Source organism: Gordonia sp. UBA7860 (assembly GCF_002500165.1).
In the GTDB taxonomy this organism is placed as follows: Bacteria; Actinomycetota; Actinomycetes; order Mycobacteriales; family Mycobacteriaceae; genus Gordonia; species Gordonia sputi.
This window is the reverse complement of the sequence record NZ_DLSO01000080.1, coordinates 1-16,698: the sequence shown is the minus strand read 5'-3', so window position 1 is coordinate 16,698 and position 16,698 is coordinate 1. Positions and strand designations below refer to the sequence as shown.

Below are 16,698 nucleotides of genomic sequence, written 5' to 3'. Positions count from 1 at the left end.
GGGCGACGCGCGACGCTCCGCAAGGCTCTTAACCTCAACAGATGGTGCGACGCGACTCCCAACCCGATGGCGTGAACCCCGAATCACCCGTCCGCGGCGCCGACATGGTTCACCTCCCGGCGGCGCGACCCCAGACGGGGGTCAGCCCCGCAGGCTGGGCGCGGCACTACCCTCCGCAGGCGGTTCCCTACCTGGCCAACGTCCCCGGACCGGGCCCGGTGCCGTACTGGGGACCGGGCCCAAGCCCCTGGCCCGGCCCGCCGGGGATGCCGATGAGTGGCCCGCCGGTGTTCGGAGTGTCCGATCCCGAATTACTGGCGTTGCGCCGTCCCACACGCGTGTCGATCTTCGGTTGGCTGCATGCTGCCGGTTCGGTCATCGCAATCCTCGGGGGGATCGTTCTGCTGGTCTCGCTGTCGGCTCAGTTCGGTCCGGGCGGACAGGCGACGCCCATGTTCGTGGTCACCGTAGCCGAGATCGTCTTCTTGCTGCTGAACTCGGGCATTGCCGTCGGTTTCCTTCGCGGATCGCGGGGTTGCTATCTCTACTACTGCACGGTCGCGGTGATCAGCGTCTCGTTACTCGCGGTCGCTGTGGTCGCGACGATCGTGGCTCTGGTTGTGATGGCTGAAGTAGCCGCGGTGCTGGTCGGGCCGGTCATCCTGTGGGGACTGATCGCTGCAGTGTGGTGGTACATGCTGTTCAACCGGCCCACCGCGGCGTACTTCTCGCGCAGGAGTGTTGCAATCAGAGAGGGCCGGTACGTCCGGTAGGCAGCGATGCCGCCGATTCTCGACGTCGCGGTCCTCAGTCGACGAGACCGTCGATGGTGACCCGGTCGGTAAGCTGCGCGACATCTGCGGGCGGTGTCGTCGAGACGAACTCCGCAAGTGCGGAGCCCAACGCTCCCGCGTGATGGATCGGGACGCCGTCGAGTCGGTCGTCGGAGAGCAGGGTCGTCGGGTCGGTGTCGTGGCGGTGAACGGCTGCGGCGCCGAGTAGGCGGCGCGCCTGCGCCGGGTCGGTGTCCCAGAGGGCGTCGGCGGTCAGCACGTAGAGGCGCAGCGCGCGTGCGTAGTCGGCCAGGTGAACCAGTGCCCAGGCCCAGTGCTTGGCGACGTCGACGGTGTCGGCCTCGCCGCGGCCGTGGGTGTGCACGTACTTGCCGTAGAGCTCGTGGCAGAGCGGGTTGGAATCGGCCCACAATTCGAGTGCTGACATGCAGCGAACGCAGTCGTGGACGTTGGCGAGGTACGACACCGAATACGGGCCCTCCCGACGTGAGCGCATCTCGCGCAGCACCGAGAACTCGGCGAGGGCGTGGTCGTACTCGCCGGCGGCGTAGAGCGACTCGGCATCCTGTTGCATTTCTGCCAACATCTCCACAGTTTCCCTGATCGCGAGTCGTCGCGTGCCGTCTTCGGCGATTCGCTCCTGGGCCTATCGTGGAGGTGTGAGCGACGAAAACGAATCCATCATCGAAGGTGACAGCGAGTACGCACTCGACCCCGACGATCAGTTGCAGCCTCAGGACTCACTCGACGACCGCGGCGTCGACGACGTCCTCGACGAGGGGTACTCGCCGCCCGACTACGAGCCCAAGGCCGCGATGCGCGGGCTCACCGCATCCGAGATGCGCGAGGGTGAGTCGCTCGACGAGAAGCTCTCCGAGGAAGAGCCCGACCCGTGGCAGAACGACGACCCGATCGACGAGATCGAGCGCGACGAGCACCCCGATTGGCAAGCGCACGAGAGCGATTCGAGTCCTGAGTTCGTCGAGGACGACCAGGTGGGCGACCGACGCGCAGGCCGACTCCTCGCACCCGATCAGGGTGGCGTCGTCGACAACGAAGCCGAGGCCGTGGCGACCGACTGCGGAATCGACGGAGCGGGCGCGAGCGCCGAGGAAGCCGCCGTGCACGTCGTCGACGAGGGCGAAGACGCCGCCGACGCCGAGTGGGAGGACGAGGCCGAGGGGCGCTGAGCGCTTCGGGCGGTGACACTGGAGTCGCTTCGCTTGGGGTAAATGTCAGACCCCTGTGCTGGACTGGATGCAGGAGTTCGCGAACCGCCTGGTAGACGCCAACCGCGTTGACAGGGTGCGCGGCCCTGGCAACGATGGTGTTGTCGGCGAGTGATCGTCTGATCGCTTGTCCCGCGACGAACAGCCACCGGAGGTTTTCCAGTGAGCATCACCAATCGCATATCCGCTGAGCAGGTTTCGGCACCTGCCACAGACGAAGCGTCGAGAACACGGCGATTCCTTGATATCCGCGCACTGACAGATCAGTTGTGCTCGACGCTGTCGGCCGAAGACCAGACACCGCAATCGATGACCTCGGCCAGCCCCGCCAAGTGGCATCGCGCGCACGTGACCTGGTTCTTCGAAGAGTTCATCCTGCGCAAGGATCCGTCGTACGTGGTCTACGACGAGACCTTCCGCTACCTGTTCAACAGCTACTACGAGACCGTCGGCGAGCGACACCCGCGACCCGACCGCGGGCTGGTCACCCGTCCCGGCGTCACCGACATCACGCGCTACCGCGAATACGTCGACGCCGCGATGAGTGAATTTCTCCAGCGCGGCGACTACGACGAGTCGACGCTGGGGCTGCTCGAGCTGGGCTTCAACCACGAGCAGCAACACCAGGAGCTGATCCTGATGGACCTCAAGCACCTGTTCTCCACGCACCACTTCGACCCCGTCTACGTCGACCGCCCCGCCGACGATCAGGGCGAGCCTGACGCCCTGACATGGCGCGAGGTCGCGGGTGGCGTCGTCGAGGTCGGGACGCCGTTCGCCGGGTCGGGCACCACGCCCGAGACCTTCGCGTACGACAACGAGGGTCCTCGGCATCGGGTGTTCCTGGAAGACTTCGAGATCGCCGAGCGCGCTGTCACCAATGCCGACTGGCTCGACTTCATCGCCGACGACGGCTACCGACGACACGAACTGTGGCTGTCGAATGGGTGGGCACATATCAACGAAACCGGCTGGCGCGCACCGGGATACTGGTCGTTCGACGACGGCGAGTGGACGACGTTCACGTTGTCGGGGCGTCGACCTGTCGTATGGGATGAGCCCGTCGCACACGTGTCGTTCTACGAGGCGGATGCCTATGCGCGGTGGGCGGGGGCACGGCTGCCAACCGAGTTCGAGTGGGAATATGCGGCAACGGGCGCGCCCAGCGCGCCCGGCGGGCCGAACCCGGCAGGCGTCGGCGGTGCGCGTGGGGAACTGCTCGATCCAGCACGATGTCATCCCGGACGCGCAGGTTCGGCGATGATCGGCGACGTGTGGGAGTGGACATCGAGTGCGTACCTGCCCTATCCCGGTTTCGCGCCCGCGAACGGGGCCGTCGGCGAGTACAACGGCAAATTCATGTGCGACCAACACGTGTTGCGCGGAGCCAGCGCGATCACGCCTCGCGGGCATGAGCGGGTCAGCTATCGCAACTTCTTCCCCGCCGAGTCGCGCTGGGTCTTCTCCGGGTTGCGCCTGGCCCGATGACCTCAACCACAGCCAATCCGGCCCTGGCCGCAGATGCCGCCGAGGGACTCTGGCAAACCCCGCCTGTCCTGCCGACCAAATGGCTCTACGACGAACGCGGTAGCAAACTCTTCGACGAGATCACCTTTCTGCCCGAGTATTACCCGACGCGCAGGGAGACAGCGATCCTCGCCGCGCACGCCACCGACATCGCGTCGACGACCGACGCGACGATGATGGTCGAGTTGGGTTCGGGAACGTCGACCAAGACGCGACTGCTACTCGACGCCTTTGCCACGCACGCCGCAGAACGCGGACGTGAGTTCACCTACGTCCCGGTCGACGTGAGTGCCGAAATGCTCGCAGCCACAGCCGAAATCCTCGCCGCCGACTACCCGTCGTTGACGATCGAGCCGGTGCTCGCCGACTTCACCGCACCCGGACTCCAACTGCCGCGGTCCGACGGGCCGAGGTTGGCGGCGTTCCTCGGAGGCACCATCGGGAACTTCGACGACCCCGCGCGCGACGAGTTCTTGACCGCACTGTCAGAGGCATTGAGTCCTGGAGACTACTTCCTGCTCGGCGCCGACCGCATCAAAGACACCGGCCGACTGGTTGCCGCCTACGACGACAAGGCTGGTGTCACAGCGGATTTCAACAGGAACATGATCGAGGTGCTGCGTCGCGGACTCGACGCGACGGGTTTGTTCGTCGACGACTTCGACCACATCGCCCGGTGGAATCCCAAGCTGCACCGGATGGAGATGTGGCTACGCGCGCGACGTCCGATCAACGCGCACCTCGGTGCGCTCGATCGCGAGTGGCAGCTACCCGAAGGCGCGGAGATCCTCACCGAGATCAGTACCAAGTTCGCGCCGGACGAACTCGCCGCAGAGCTGTCCGACGCGGGGCTGCCGGTAGTGGAGACCTGGTCTGATCCGGCCGGCGACTTCCAGGTCACGCTGAGCCGCAAGTGATGTTGAGCCGCAAGTGGTCTCGGGCCAGACTCAAGCGGCGGCGTTGCCTGCGGCCAGGCGCGCGTCGTCGTTGATTTCGGGGGCGACGTTGCCGGTACGTGGGATGACCGCCAGGGCGACGACGGCGAGCGCCGCGACCAGAGCGAAGAGGTAGAAGCCCCACGGGTGGCCCTGCCCGGAGGCAATCAGAGCGCCGGTCAGTGTGGGGCCGAAGATGGCGCCGAGTCGGCCAACGCTGGCAGCGAGGCCGAGTGCGGTGCCGCGGATCGGGGCCGGATACGCCTGCGTCACATAGGCGTAGACGAGCACCTGGGCGGAGAACACGAACATCCCGGTGACGAAGACCAGTGCGTTGAGCAGAACCGAACTCTCGATGCGCACGCTCAGCAGTGCCAGCAGGACGGCGGATGCGCCGAACCACAGCAGGATCGTCGACTTGGTGCCGCGTCGGTCCGCGACCGCGCCGGCCAGTAGCAGACCGGCGATGGCGCCGATGTTCAACATCAGCAGCAGGCTCAGCGACGTCGCGAGGCTGTAGCCGGCGTCGTGCATCAGCTTCGGCAGCCACGTGTTCAAGCCATAGACCAGAAGCAGGCCCATGAACGAGCCGATCCAGATGCCGATGGTCGTTCTGGCGAGTCCTCCCGCGAACAGTGCTCGGACCGACGGACGCCTCTGGGACTCCCTGGCCGCCAGGAATGCCTCAGACTCGGGAAGCTTGAACCACAGCAGCGGAAGCAGCAGCAGTCCCGCCACGCCGCCGACGTAGAACACTGCGGTCCACGACGGCAGGAAGGCCAGGCCGACGAGCGCCGCAATGACGGCTCCGGTGTGATAGCCGGTCATGGTGAGTGTGCTGGCGGTGGCTTTGCGCTTGGCGTCGGAGTACTCGGACATGAGCGTCAGCGCCACCGGCATGCAGGCACCGAGGCCGATGCCGCCGACGAGGCGCCAGGCATCGAACGCCATGATCGACGGCGACAGCGGCAGCGCGATGGTCGCCACCGAGAACAGTGCCACCGCTGCCAGGAGTGCGCGGCGGCGTCCGACGCGGTCGGCGACAGGACCCGATACAGCCGCTCCGATCGCGACGCCGACGAGCGACAACGTGGCCGCAACGGTCGTCGACGACGCGGTGAATCCGAGATGGTGCTGGTCGATCAGCGTGGGGATGACGACGCCGAGGACGACGAGGTCGAACCCGTCGAGAAGAACCACGAGCCAACACAACACTGCTGGCCACGAACGGAATGCGGTCATTTCGATCACTCACTCTTATGTGTTATCGGGGTGGACGACACCATCGACCTCGTAGAGCCGATGTGTTGCCGGTCACGATAAGACGCCGTTTGTGATTCAGTCCAATCTATAATTTTCTGAGAATAGATAGAATCCATCTATGTCGGTCGACCTGAACCTGGCCCGAACCTTCGTGACGGTGTATGAAACCCGCAGCGTCACCGTGGCAGCGGATGTTCTGGGCGTCACTCAGCCGACGGTCAGCTACAGCCTCGCGAAGCTGCGACGCCTCCTCGGCGACCCGTTGTTCGTTCGCGGACCGGGCGGCCTGTTACCGACCGCGGAAGCCGAGCGGCTCTACCGGTCGGTGGCGAACTCGGTGAGTTCGCTCGACGCCGCGTTCGTCCCGCGCGCGCCGTTCGATCCGGAGTCGGCCCCCGCGCTCACGCTCTCCCTGTCCGACCTCGGCGAGGTGACGGTACTTCCTCTCATCGTCGCCGAACTCGCCGAGCGCACCAGCCGTTTCGATCTGCGAGTGCGAGCGTTCGACCTCGACACCGCGGCTGACGAATTGATCCGAGGCGTGACCGACGTGGTGATCGCGAGTCCGCAGCTCGACGCCCCGCGTCTCGAGCGCACGGTGCTGTTCTCTGAAGGCTATGTCGGTATGGTCGCTGCCGACCATCCGAGACTCGGTCGCCAGACGCCGACCCACGAGGATCTCGTCGGCGAGCGACTCGTGGTCGTCGACGGCTCCACCGGACACGACGAACCGCGCCGAGCGATTCGCGAACTCGGGCTCGATGAACGAATCGCATTGCGGGTCACCAGATTTGCCACGCTTGGCTATGTGGTGCAGTCCAGCGAACTGGTCGCGATTGTGCCCGACCTGGTCGCGGAGCTGATGGCTCGGGCAACGCCGGTGACCACCTTCGGGCTGCCCTGGTCGCTCGGGCGGGTTGAGGTTGCGGCGTACACGCGGCGGAGTCCGGCCGCCAGTCCTGCCCAACGGTGGTTCTTCGACGCCGTCACGGCGTCGATCGAGCGCATACCGACCAGTGCTCCGACACTGCGAAGGCACGTGGGAGCCGAGCCGTCAGGACTCGGCGAGTAGCTCGCGGACGCGCGGGATCACCTGTGTCCCATAGAGTTCGACGCTTCGCATGAGTGCGGAGTGTGGGAGCGTGCCGTGCGAGTACTTGAGGTCGAACCGGCTCAGCCCCAGCGCTTTCGCGGTGCGCGCGATCTTCTGAGCAACGGTTTCCGGCGATCCGACGTAGAGCGAGCCGGCAGGCCCGGTCGATTGGTCGAACTCGATGCGCGTCGGTGGTGGCCAGCCGCGTTCGGCACCGATACGCCCGACGGTGACCCGATAGTGCGGCCAGAGTTCGTCGCGCGCCTGCTCGTCGGTCTCGGCGATGTGGCCGGGGGAGTGGACGCCGACGGGGAGGTCGGTGGGCTTGTCGAGTTGTTCGAGGGCGCGACGGTAGAGGTCGACGTACGGCGCGAACCGCAGCGGGTCGCCCCCGATGATCGCGAGCATCAGCGGTAGACCGTAACTCGCTGCGCGGACCACGGACTCGGGGCTGCCGCCCACGGCAATCCATGTTGGCAGTGGCGGGTTCTCCAACCTCGGGTACACCGTCTGGTCGCGCAACGGTGGCCGCGATGCTCCCTCCCACGTCACCGGCTCACCCGTGCGCAACTCGGCGAACAGTGACAGCTTCTCGGTGAACAACTCCTCGTACTGGTCGAGTTCGAACCCGAACAGCGGGAACGATTCGGTGAAGGAGCCGCGGCCGAGGATCACCTCGGCGCGCCCCGACGAGATTGCGTCGACCGTCGAGAAGCGTTCGAACACGCGGATCGGGTCGTCGGAGCTGAGAACGGTGACAGCAGAGCCGAGTCGTATCCGCTCGGTGCGCGCGGCAATCGCGCCGAGGACGACGTCTGGCGCGGAGACCGCGTAGTCGTCGCGGTGGTGTTCGCCGAGTCCCAGGAAGTCGACGCCGACGGAATCGGCGAGGATGGCTTGGTCGAGTACGTTGCGGATCGTCTGCGCATAGGAGATGGTGTCGTCGGAGTCGTCGACTGTGACGTCGCCGAACGTGTCGAGGCCGAGTTCGAGGGTCATGTCTCTCATCATGCCCGACCCGCACCATGACCTCGGGTGTCGAAACCGCTTTCTGAGGTGGATGAATTAGCAATCTCGCCCGTACAGCACTCGGGATTACCTGTAGCGTCAACGACGGCCAACAAGGCCGATTCCCGCCGAGCTAGGAGAAACCGAAATGTGGGAAGGCTTCTGGAACTTCTTGTGGACGATGGTCGTGATCTTTGCGTTCGTCGCCTATCTGATCGTGTTGTGGTACATCATCGCCGACCTCTTCCGTGACCATAAGTCTTCGGGGTGGGCGAAAGCGATCTGGGTCATCTTCCTGATCATTTTCCCGTACATCACCGCAATTGTGTATCTGCTCGTCAAGGGCAAGGGTATGCAGGAGCGCGCGCAGGCCGCGGCCGCCGAGTACCAAAAGGAATCCGACAGCTACATCCGTGACGTCGCGGGAACCTCACCTGCCCAACAGATCGCGGATGCAAAGGCGCTCCTCGACTCGGGAGCCATCACGCCCGAAGAGTTCGAGCACCTCAAATCGAAGGCCCTCGCCTCGAGCTGAGTTTCACTCAACCGGCGAAAAGTGCCCGTCCCGAATTCGGGGCGGGCACTTCGCTGTTCACTGTGTTGTTCAGGGAGGTCGGACTATGTCGATGACTCCGGCGTGACCGCGTCGCCGAAGGGATCGTCGGTGTGGCCGACGAGGTCGTTGACCGAATCCAGGATGAGTGTGGGGCGGTAGGGATACTTCTCGACCGACTTCCGGGTGGAGATACCGGTGAGCACCAGGATCGTCCGCATTCCCGATTCGAGGCCCGCGATGATGTCGGTGTCCATCCGGTCGCCGATCATCAGGGTGTTCTCCGAGTGCGAGCCGAGGCGTCGAAGTGCGGACCGCATCATAATCGGATTGGGTTTGCCGACGTAGTAGGGTTCGCGGCCGGTGGCCTTGGAGATCATGGCGGCCACCGCGCCGGTCGCCGGGATCGAGCCGTCGTGCGAGGGTCCCGTCACGTCGGGGTTGGTGGCGATGAACTTCGAGCCGCGCTCGATCATGCGGATCGCGCTGGTGATCGCCTCGAAGGAGTACATGCGCGTCTCGCCGAGTACCACGTAGTCGGGGTTGGTCTCCGTCGTCACGAACCCCTTCTCGTACAGCGGTGTGGTCAGCCCCGATTCGCCGATGACGAACGCGGTGTCGCCCTGGTCCTGTGACGCGAGGAAGTCGGCCGTCGCCATTCCCGACGTCCAGATCGATTCCTCCGGAATGTCGAGGCCGATCTGCAGCAACCGAGCGTGCTGATCGCGTGCCGTGCGGATCGAGTTGTTGGTGAGAACCGAAAAGGGAATGTCGTTGTTGCGTAATTCTGCGATGAAATCGTCTGCGCCGGGAACGAGGTGTTCCTCGTTCGTCAGCACGCCGTCCATGTCCATGAGAAACGTCCAGCCCATGGCCTCACCCTACGGTGAGCTTCGGGACGTTTACCGCGAGATGTAGCGGACTGTTATTGGTCCGCTACCTCTCATGCGATTCCCGTTCACGCACGTCGGACGTCGTTGTCGACACGCCACAGCGGATTGACAGGGCCGTGCCCGGCTCCGAGAGGGTAGGCCGAGCGCAGGCCCCGCGTGACCCACTGCTTCGCGAAATCGATGGCGTCCGGCACGGCATATTTGTGCGCGAGAGCGCACGCGATCGCCGCTGCAAGCGTGTCGCCCGCGCCGTGATCGTGCGGGGTGTCGACGCGAGCGCTCGCGAATTCGAGGAAGTCGGTGCCGTCGTACAGCAGGTCGGGACTGAGCGAACTCGAACGCAGGTGGCCACCTTTGACAAGTGCCCACTGCGGACCCAACCCGTGCAATTCGACGGCGGCCTTGCGCTGCGACGCAGCGTCGACGACCTCCACTCCCGTCAGCAGTCGCACCTCGTCCAGGTTGGGTGTGACGACAGTGGCAAGAGGAAATAGCCTGCGCCGCAACACATCCAACGCATCGTCGGCGAGTAGTTGGTCGCCGTGCATCGACGCACACACCGGGTCGACGACGAGGGGGGTGCTCCCGCCGCGGCCGATGCCGAGTTCCACACAGGTATCGGCGACGGCGTCAATGATCGGTCCCGACGCCAGCATGCCGGTCTTGGCGGCACTCGTTCCGATATCGGTGACGACACTGCGTATCTGCGCCGAGACGGTCTCCGGATCGATCTCTTGAAAGCCGCTGACGCCCACCGAGTTCTGCACCGTCACCGCGGTGACCGCGACGAGTCCGTGCAGTCCGAGCAACGCGAAAGTCCGCATGTCCGCCTGGATTCCGGCGCCGCCACCGGAGTCCGAACCCGCGATGGTCATCACCCGGACGGGAGTGGCCCCCGGTGCGGTGGTGGGCAACAGTGGTGTCGTCATGATCTGCTTGCGGCTCCCGATGTCGCATCGATCGGCAGGTAGACGCGGTTGCCGGCGTCGGCGAACTCGGCGGACTTCGCTGCCATCTCCTGCTCGATTCGTCGGTCGATGTCTTCTGCTGTCACCAGATTGTGCTCCTCTGCATACGCCCGTACGTCGGCCGAGATACGCATCGAGCAGAACTTCGGGCCGCACATCGAGCAGAAGTGAGCCGTCTTGGCGGGCTCCGCGGGCAGGGTCTCGTCGTGATACTCGCGTGCGGTGTCGGGGTCCAGCGCGAGGTTGAACTGGTCTGTCCAGCGAAACTCGAAGCGCGCCTTGCTCAATGCGTCGTCGCGTTCCTGTGCTCGCGGGTGGCCTTTGGCCAGATCAGCAGAGTGGGCCGCGATCTTGTAGGTGATCACACCGACCTTCACGTCGTCGCGGTCGGGAAGGCCGAGGTGTTCCTTCGGCGTGACGTAGCAGAGCATGGCTGTCCCGGCTTGCGCGATCATCGCCGCACCGATCGCCGAGGTGATGTGGTCGTATGCGGGCGCGATGTCGGTGGCAAGCGGGCCGAGCGTGTAGAACGGCGCCTCCTCGCACAACTCTTCTTCGAGGCGCACATTCTCGACGATCTTGTGCATCGGGATATGACCCGGACCCTCGATCATCACCTGCACGCCATGGGATTTCGCGATGCGGGTCAACTCACCGAGCGTGCGCAGCTCGGCGAACTGTGCCTCGTCGTTGGCGTCGGCGATCGAGCCCGGACGCAGCCCGTCGCCGAGCGAGAAGGTGATGTCGTAGCGCGCGAAGATCTCGCACAGCTCGTCGAAATGCGTGTAGAGGAACGACTCTTCGTGGTGGGCGAGGCACCACGCAGCCATGATCGACCCGCCGCGCGAGACGATTCCGGTCACCCGGCGAGCCGTCAGCGGTACGTAGCGCAGCAGCACGCCCGCGTGCACCGTCATGTAGTCGACGCCCTGCTCGGCCTGCTCGATCACGGTGTCGCGGTACATCTCCCACGTCAGCTTGGTCGGATCGCCCTTGACCTTCTCCAGCGCCTGATAGATCGGGACCGTGCCGACGGGCACAGGGGAATTGCGCATGATCCACTCGCGGGTGAGGTGAATGTCGTCGCCGGTGGACAGATCCATGATGGTGTCGGCGCCCCAGCGCGTCGCCCAGACCATCTTCTCGACCTCTTCCGCGATGGAACTGGTCACCGCCGAATTGCCGATATTCGCATTGATTTTCACCGCGAACGCCTTGCCGATGATCATCGGTTCGGACTCGGGATGACGGTGGTTGGCCGGAATCACCGCGCGTCCGGCAGCGACCTCGCTTCGTACGAGCTCGACGTCGACGTTCTCGCGTGCGGCGATGAAACGCATCTCGTCGGTGACGAGTCCGGCTCGTGCCCAAGCGAGTTGGGTCGACGCTCCGTCGACGGGGTCGGGACGGTGCCACTCGTCGCGGGTGCGGCTAAGGCCTGCCTCGACGTCGATCACCGCGGTGGAGTCGGTGTAGGGGCCCGAGGTGTCGTAGACATCGAGGTGCTCACCGTTGGTGAGGTTGATGCGTCGCTGTGGAACCTGGAGCCCGTCGACGTCGACGTAGTGCTTGGTGCTGCCCTCGATCGGTCCCGTGGTCAGGATGTCGGAGTCGACCTTGTAGGCGGAATTCCTGTACGCGGAATTGCTGCCGCCGGATACACGTGTGCCCATGAGATTCTCCCTACGCCGGCATTACCCGGACAGGTTCATGCGGTCAGCGGCCGCCTGCCGCCATCTCAGCCTTCGGTTACGTGAGAGCCCCCGCGTTGATTCGGTTGTGTGCGCAATTCACTCTACTGGCTCGTTGCTGTTGCGTCACGAAACCGGGGGTAGCCCAACGAGAGTTCGTAACTTAGGATTGCCTTACCAAATAGACAGTGGGTCCGCGTGAGTTCGCGACGATCCGGAAGGGTGCGACAGCGATGGCGTTGGTGGAGATCGTAGGTCTGCAGAAGGATTACGGGGAGGTGCACGCGCTTCGCGGAATCGACGTCGAGATCGCTGAGGGAGAGGTCCTCGGCCTGCTGGGCCCCAACGGCAGCGGCAAGACGACGACTGTCTCGATCCTCGCGACGCTGCAGCGTCCGACTGCCGGGCGGGCGCTCATCGCCGGACACGACGTGGTCGAGGAAGCGGCGAGAGTGCGCGAATTGATCTCTCTCACAGGGCAATACGCCTCTCTGGACAACAACCTCTCCGCGCGGGAGAACCTCGTCATGTTCGGTAGGCTCACCGGTTTGTCGTCGAGCAAGGCGAAAGACTCCGTGTCGTACGTGGCAGAAACCTTCGGGCTGAGCGAGTTTGTCGATCGGCGAGTGTCAGCGTTGTCTGGTGGTCAGCGGCGTCGAGTTGACATTGCGTGCGCACTCGTCACGCGCCCGCAGGTACTGTTCCTCGACGAACCGACAACCGGGCTCGACCCGCGTAGCCGTGCCGCAGTGTGGGAAACGATTGCGGCGTTGCGAACCGAGGGCATCACCGTGCTGCTCACGACGCAGTATCTCGAAGAGGCGGACCGCCTTGCCGACAACATCGTCATGCTCGATCACGGCTCCGTGGTCGCCCGCGGAACCCCCGAGCAACTCAAACACCAAGCGGGATCGGCGATCTGCGAGATCACGCTGCTCGACGTAGCCGACGTGCCGCGTGTACGAACCGCGCTGGCCGACCACGAGTTCCTTGACGCCGCAACGGCGACGCAGTCGCGTCCGGTCCTCGTCGTCGAGGCTCCGCGAGAGCTCGACACGGTCGTTGCGGTCGCGTCGACGCTTCGCGCCGAATCGGTCGGGGTCTTCGACATCGCGCTTCGTCGGCCGTCCCTCGACGAGGTGTTCCTCCAGTTGACCGACGAGAACCGTGCTACCAGTGAGGAAGTCGTGCCATGACGATCTCCGCGGAGCTGACGGCGGTGCGTCGGGAATCGGCGCCACGGACGTCGGTAGGCTGGTCGACGGCATATGCTGTACTCACCAGGAGGAGCCTCGCCGCGACGGTCCGCACGGGGGTGCTCTTCTTCGCCATCGGGTCGCCGATCGTCTTCTTCACCTGCTTCTACGTGCCGCTGCACAGCCGCTTCGAGCGCAGTGGCGTCGACTACGCACAATACGTTCTGCCGCTGGTCATCCTGCAGGCCGGCATCTTCGTCGCCATCATCTCCTGTGAGATCGCGGGCGAAGAGGCGACCGGCGGTATGCGTGAGCGGCTGAGCTCGCTGCCGATCAGTCACCTGACGCCTGGCGCGGCCCGAATGACGAATGCTGTTGTGCGGATTGGTGTCTCGGCGCTGGCAGTTGCGCTGTATGCGAGTGTGTTCGGATTCAGGCTGCACGGCAACGTCATCGAATCGATCGGGTTCTTCGCGCTCGCAATCATTTTCGCCCTGGCGCTGAGCATGATGGCCGACGCGTTGGGCGGCGTCGCCACACACGCGGAGAGCATCGCGCAGATGCTGATGATTCCACAGTTGTTGCTCGTGATGTGCTCGACGGGCCTTGTGCCGGCAGATGCCTTCCCCGAGTGGATCGAGCCCGTCGTCCGCAACCAGCCGGTGTCGGTGTTCGCAGAGGCGATGCGCGCACTCTCGACCGGCACCGACGTTCAGACCGCGCCGGTCGTCGGGTGGAGCGTTGGGCTGCTGGCGGCCGGAACGCTGTGCCTGGCACTGACCGCTCGAAAGGGGGAGCAACGATGACCGCCGACTCGTCACGCACGGCAGCGGTACTCAGGGCAGGCAAATCCGGGGCAGAGAAATCCCGGGCAGAGGAGCTCGGGGTGGGGGAGCGTAGGGCAAGTGGAGTGAGCGTCGGGGCGCGGGTGCTTGCGTCGACGCTACTGCGGACCTGGTCGCGCGACCCCGGGGTGCTCATTCAAGCGGTCGTCTTTCCCGCCTTCCTGCTGGCGATGTTCCAGCTCGTGCTGGGTCGGATCACGACCGCCATCGGCGCGGGCCAGAGTATCTATGGTTACACCGGACTCGTCGCCTTGGTCGGTGCGATGTTCGGCACGCTGATGACGGGCATATACCTCGTTTCCGAGCGTGAGTCCGGCGTGCTCGGGAGGCTGTGGACGCTACCGATTCCGCGGTCGAGCTTTTTGGCCGGTCGGGTGCTCGCTGAGATGGCACGCACGTTGCTCGGCACCGTCGTCCTGTTCGCGGTGGCCGCGCTCATGGGATTTCGGTTCACCCAGGGCTGGCTCGCCGGGATCTGCGCGGTGCTGGTGCCTGTGGTCTTCGGTGTCGGATTCGTCTTCGTGGTCATCGCGATCGCGACCGTCTCGCAAAAGTCCGTCGTCGATCACCTCGGGGTTCTGTTCTTGCTGATGCTGTTCTTCAACACGGGGTTCGCGCCGATCTCCGAGTACCCGGGCTGGCTGCAGCCCATCGTGCGGTATCAGCCGATGAGCCCGGCGATCGACACCATGACCGGGCTGACCGAGGGCGGCCCGATTGTGGCACCCTTCTGCCTCACCGTCGGATGGGCGGTGGCCTTTGCGCTGGTCTTCGGTGTGCTCTCGATGCGCGGTTATCGGCGGGCCGTCGAACGTGGTGCCTCATAGCGGGCCGTCGACGTCCCGTCACGCGCGAGTGAACCGCAAGCGGACGTTTGCGGTGAATCCGTCTCGATACCGGTGGACTCGTCTCAAAGCCCTTGAACCTACGCTCCCGCAGGTTACGATGTGACTGCGATCACACACCATCGTGCCCGGAGGGGAACCGGACGCAGCAATCAGTGAGCTGTGTAGACGCTGCGAACGAGCCTGAAGAGGGGATGGACGAGCCATGCACCGGAAGAATCATCAGCGGCCGACTCAGTCGGCCCGATCGATCCTGCAGCAGATAGCGCAGGTCGTGCACAACCCGACCCGCGACAGATTCGAGCTATGGGTGGCGGGCGACCTCGTCGGCGTTCTCGGATACTCCAGCGAGACGGTCGACGGCGAGACAACGCTGACCGTTCTCCACACGGTGCTCTACGACGAATACACCGGTCACGGCCTCGGTACCGGCCTGACGCGCAGCGTGATCAGTTACGCCAAGGGACAGGGCGCCCGGTTGCGCCCGGTGTGCACGTTCACCAAGCACTATCTCGACGGACATCCCGGGGTTGTTCCGCTCGCTCCCGCCTGAGAGCGAGCCGGGCCTGCCCCGGCAGGCCCGGCCCAAATGAACTCAGCGCCTGCTCTGTACCAACCCGACGATCCACAGCAGGATCACCGCGCCGAGAACCGCGGTGAAGAGTGTGAACCACCAACCGCCGGACGCGGTGTCGACGAAGAAGCTGAGCAGGAATCCGCCGATCAGTGCACCGACGATGCCGATGACGATGTTCATCAGGATTCCTGATCCGCTGCCCTTGACGATCTTCCCGGCGATCCACCCGGCAATGGCGCCGATGATGATGTAGCCGATCCAGCCGACGTTCGTCAACGTCGTCGATCGTGCGAGTACCTCGGTAGCGGCGAGAATGGTCATGATCGACTCCCTACGTCGTGGGTTCCCCGTCTGTCTGCAGGGATGATGTCAACGTAACCCTGTGCGGCACGGCGCAACAAGCATTCGGCCACATGCGCTGCAGTGAGTCGTTTGCCTCGGAGTCGGTCGTCTCAGGGGCGGCTGCCTCAGAGTCGACGGTCGTCGCCGACGGTGACGACGGTGACCCCGGCGCGACGCCAACGGGTGATCAGCTCGCGTCGTCGATCTGCCGAGGTTTCGAGCAGCGTCGCAAAGGTTTTGTGCGGCACGGCGACGTCGCGATAGTGGTCGCGGAAGCGGAGCTGCGACGTCGCGAACCAGTCGAAGGCCCCGCGGTCGGCGGCGAGCAGGCGGTCGGCGTCGACGATGTTGGTCAGGTACCCCGCGGGACTGTCGGTGGGGCCGGCGGAGTCGTCGAGTTCGCGCATGCACTCGTCGAACGCATCGGCATTGTGTCCGAAGTAGTCGGGGAAATCCCATGCGCGCGCATAGGTGTCGTAGAGGCCGTCGACGGTGGTCATCGTTCGGCCGGTCACCTCGCGGTACTCGTACGACGACGGCGCGCTCGGTGGTCGGCTGCCCACCCAGAGTCCGACGACGGGCCCCTGTCGCGAAGCGGCGTCGAGGAAACGTGCCAGGGGAATGCCGGTGTCGGAGATGCTGTCGCCTCCCGCGCCTGAGGTCATCGGTGTTGGCTCATCGGTTGGGGCCTCGGATCTGGACGAAGGTGTTGTAGTGGTCGGCGGTATACCAGGCGGAACCGTCGCTGCCCGTCACGATACGTTCCGCATCGCGGCTTCTTCCCGCTTCGCGACGGTTGACGTCCCACTCGGTGTAGGTGATCCGCTTACCCGACGACGTCGTCTTCGGCAGTCGACCCTCGAAGTTCCCGAAGCTGGTCCCACCCTTGGTCCCCGACGAATCATTCGGCGGCCACGCCCCCGCATCGATGAGCGAGAG

At 64.9% G+C, this 16,698-nt stretch carries 19 protein-coding genes; 10 read left to right on the top strand and 9 right to left on the bottom strand.

The genetic code is table 11. The features are described 5' to 3' along the window. Positions 1-41: 41 nt before the first annotated feature. Entirely contained in the window at positions 42-773 is a 732-nt protein-coding gene (locus B3T59_RS10235; RefSeq protein ID WP_287002168.1) for a hypothetical protein, read from the top strand. A 34-nt stretch (positions 774-807) separates the two neighbouring features. Here B3T59_RS10235 and B3T59_RS10230 read toward each other — a convergent pair whose 3' ends face one another. Further along, complete coding sequence (locus B3T59_RS10230; RefSeq protein ID WP_064863015.1) at positions 808-1,380, bottom strand: hypothetical protein; 573 nt, start codon at positions 1,378-1,380, stop codon at positions 808-810. A gap of 73 nt (positions 1,381-1,453) precedes the next feature. On the opposite strand from B3T59_RS10230, the gene B3T59_RS10225 reads away from it, so the two are divergent. From B3T59_RS10225 to egtD, 3 genes are all read left to right on the top strand, one after another. Further along, positions 1,454-1,984: a DUF5709 domain-containing protein gene (locus tag B3T59_RS10225; protein ID WP_251722125.1), complete on the top strand. Its 531-nt coding sequence runs from the start codon at positions 1,454-1,456 to the stop codon at positions 1,982-1,984. A gap of 201 nt (positions 1,985-2,185) precedes the next feature. Beyond that, positions 2,186-3,511, top strand: a complete 1,326-nt coding sequence (egtB, locus tag B3T59_RS10220; RefSeq protein ID WP_376782641.1) for an ergothioneine biosynthesis protein EgtB — start codon at positions 2,186-2,188, stop codon at positions 3,509-3,511. Beyond that, a complete protein-coding gene (egtD, locus tag B3T59_RS10215; RefSeq protein ID WP_287002167.1) occupies positions 3,508-4,467 on the top strand; it encodes an L-histidine N(alpha)-methyltransferase in 960 nt (319 codons plus the stop codon). The genes egtB and egtD overlap by 4 nt, the downstream gene beginning before the upstream one ends. A gap of 30 nt (positions 4,468-4,497) precedes the next feature. On the opposite strand, the gene B3T59_RS10210 is transcribed toward egtD, so the two are convergent. Continuing rightward, complete coding sequence (locus B3T59_RS10210; RefSeq protein ID WP_287002166.1) at positions 4,498-5,727, bottom strand: MFS transporter; 1,230 nt, start codon at positions 5,725-5,727, stop codon at positions 4,498-4,500. 139 nt (positions 5,728-5,866) lie between these two features. Here B3T59_RS10210 and B3T59_RS10205 point away from each other — a divergent pair, with 139 nt between their 5' ends. Continuing rightward, the gene (locus B3T59_RS10205) at positions 5,867-6,820 is read left to right on the top strand and encodes a LysR family transcriptional regulator (RefSeq protein ID WP_251722130.1); all 954 of its coding nucleotides are present in this window, start codon (positions 5,867-5,869) and stop codon (positions 6,818-6,820) included. On the opposite strand, the gene B3T59_RS10200 is transcribed toward B3T59_RS10205, so the two are convergent. Beyond that, entirely contained in the window at positions 6,803-7,840 is a 1,038-nt protein-coding gene (locus B3T59_RS10200) for an LLM class flavin-dependent oxidoreductase (RefSeq protein WP_251722131.1), read from the bottom strand. The genes B3T59_RS10205 and B3T59_RS10200 overlap by 18 nt on opposite strands. Positions 7,841-7,997: 157 nt before the next feature. On the opposite strand from B3T59_RS10200, the gene B3T59_RS10195 reads away from it, so the two are divergent. Next, on the top strand, positions 7,998-8,384 hold the full coding sequence (locus tag B3T59_RS10195; RefSeq protein WP_287002165.1) for an SHOCT domain-containing protein: 387 nt from the start codon (positions 7,998-8,000) through the stop codon (positions 8,382-8,384). A gap of 83 nt (positions 8,385-8,467) precedes the next feature. Here the strand turns inward: B3T59_RS10195 and B3T59_RS10190 are convergent, their stop codons facing one another. The 3 genes from B3T59_RS10190 to thiC form a co-directional block, all read right to left on the bottom strand. After that, entirely contained in the window at positions 8,468-9,274 is an 807-nt protein-coding gene (locus B3T59_RS10190; RefSeq protein ID WP_251722136.1) for an HAD-IIA family hydrolase, read from the bottom strand. Positions 9,275-9,360: 86 nt separating this feature from the next. Then, entirely contained in the window at positions 9,361-10,224 is an 864-nt protein-coding gene (thiD, locus tag B3T59_RS10185) for a bifunctional hydroxymethylpyrimidine kinase/phosphomethylpyrimidine kinase (RefSeq protein ID WP_287002164.1), read from the bottom strand. Beyond that, complete coding sequence (gene thiC / locus B3T59_RS10180; RefSeq protein WP_287002163.1) at positions 10,221-11,936, bottom strand: phosphomethylpyrimidine synthase ThiC; 1,716 nt, start codon at positions 11,934-11,936, stop codon at positions 10,221-10,223. The genes thiD and thiC overlap by 4 nt, the downstream gene beginning before the upstream one ends. Positions 11,937-12,187: 251 nt before the next feature. Between thiC and B3T59_RS10175 the strand changes: the two genes are divergently transcribed. From B3T59_RS10175 to B3T59_RS10160, 4 genes are all read left to right on the top strand, one after another. Beyond that, positions 12,188-13,150 (top strand): ATP-binding cassette domain-containing protein, encoded by a 963-nt coding sequence (locus tag B3T59_RS10175; RefSeq protein ID WP_287002185.1) that lies wholly within the window; start codon positions 12,188-12,190, stop codon positions 13,148-13,150. Next, a complete protein-coding gene (locus tag B3T59_RS10170) occupies positions 13,147-13,956 on the top strand; it encodes an ABC transporter permease (protein WP_287002162.1) in 810 nt (269 codons plus the stop codon). Before B3T59_RS10175 ends, B3T59_RS10170 begins: the two co-directional genes overlap by 4 nt. Beyond that, complete coding sequence (locus B3T59_RS10165) at positions 13,953-14,822, top strand: ABC transporter permease (RefSeq protein WP_287002161.1); 870 nt, start codon at positions 13,953-13,955, stop codon at positions 14,820-14,822. The genes B3T59_RS10170 and B3T59_RS10165 overlap by 4 nt, the downstream gene beginning before the upstream one ends. A 223-nt stretch (positions 14,823-15,045) precedes the next feature. Beyond that, positions 15,046-15,393, top strand: coding sequence for a GNAT family N-acetyltransferase (locus tag B3T59_RS10160; protein ID WP_251722144.1), 348 nt, complete (start codon positions 15,046-15,048; stop codon positions 15,391-15,393). Positions 15,394-15,435: 42 nt separating this feature from the next. Here the strand turns inward: B3T59_RS10160 and B3T59_RS10155 are convergent, their stop codons facing one another. From B3T59_RS10155 to B3T59_RS10145, 3 genes are all read right to left on the bottom strand, one after another. Then, complete coding sequence (locus B3T59_RS10155; protein WP_287002160.1) at positions 15,436-15,738, bottom strand: GlsB/YeaQ/YmgE family stress response membrane protein; 303 nt, start codon at positions 15,736-15,738, stop codon at positions 15,436-15,438. Between the two features lie 146 nt (positions 15,739-15,884). Continuing rightward, positions 15,885-16,424, bottom strand: a complete 540-nt coding sequence (locus B3T59_RS10150; protein WP_287002159.1) for a barstar family protein — start codon at positions 16,422-16,424, stop codon at positions 15,885-15,887. 10 nt (positions 16,425-16,434) lie between these two features. Next, positions 16,435-16,698: ribonuclease domain-containing protein (locus B3T59_RS10145; RefSeq protein WP_287002158.1), on the bottom strand; the 264-nt coding region annotated here is incomplete at its 5' end.